Annotated in this window: 1 pseudogene; it reads right to left on the bottom strand. The window is 39.3% G+C overall.

What is annotated here, in order from left to right:
* A pseudogene (locus tag DWW96_RS13765) lies at positions 1-657 on the bottom strand (glycoside hydrolase family 18 protein); the annotation flags it as partial.
* Positions 658-715 lie beyond the last annotated feature (58 nt).

The raw sequence follows: 715 nt of genomic DNA, 5'->3' as shown, positions 1-715 counted from the left end.
ATCTCCTGATGCTGTTACTGTTGTTTCAACACCGTCATTTCCAGGAATTATTATATTCTGCTTTGGTAATGCTTCTGAACCATAAAGAGATTCTTTCATTGTCTTTGTAATTGAGTTTGTGCTGTCAAGTGATGCCATCCATGAAATAAGTCCGCCCAAATGTTTCTCTCTTACATATTTTCCTTTTTCTGCTACTGATTCTTCCGTGTCACATGTGAAGAACATTCCTGTTGATTCACTGTAGAAGTAGTTTGCCTTTGCCACATCATCCCAGTACTTTGTAAGGTTATACTTGCTTATTAATGAATCTATGTCTCCGTATGCATATGTTACTCCGTTTTCTCCTGTTGCGTCTGCATATAAGCCCGGATTCTTTGGATCTCTTCCGGTGTCCTTCTTTACTTCCTTCCAGCCTCTTGTATACGGTGCCACTCCCACTACTATCTTTGAGTAATCTATGTCATCTCCATATTTATTTTAAAGATATTTTATGCATGAATCTACTGAAAGTGATGCATCCCCTCCGTCATATGCAGGGTTTGTGTATAATGCTGTCTGGTGAGCCGTGAATCCTCCCCATGCACCGTTTAAGTCATATGTCATCATGTTTGCGAAATCTACTATGTTTAACACCTTGTCATATTCGATTGCTGACATCATTGTTGGTGATGCTGACATTGCCACTGATAATTCATAGTGCTTTCCATCTGTCTTT

This window comes from Eubacterium sp. AF17-7 (genome assembly GCF_003461285.1).
GTDB classification, from domain to species: domain Bacteria; phylum Bacillota; class Clostridia; order Lachnospirales; family Lachnospiraceae; genus Eubacterium_U; species Eubacterium_U album.
Note: the sequence above shows the minus strand (reverse complement) of the source record. Positions and strands in the feature narration are given on the sequence as shown.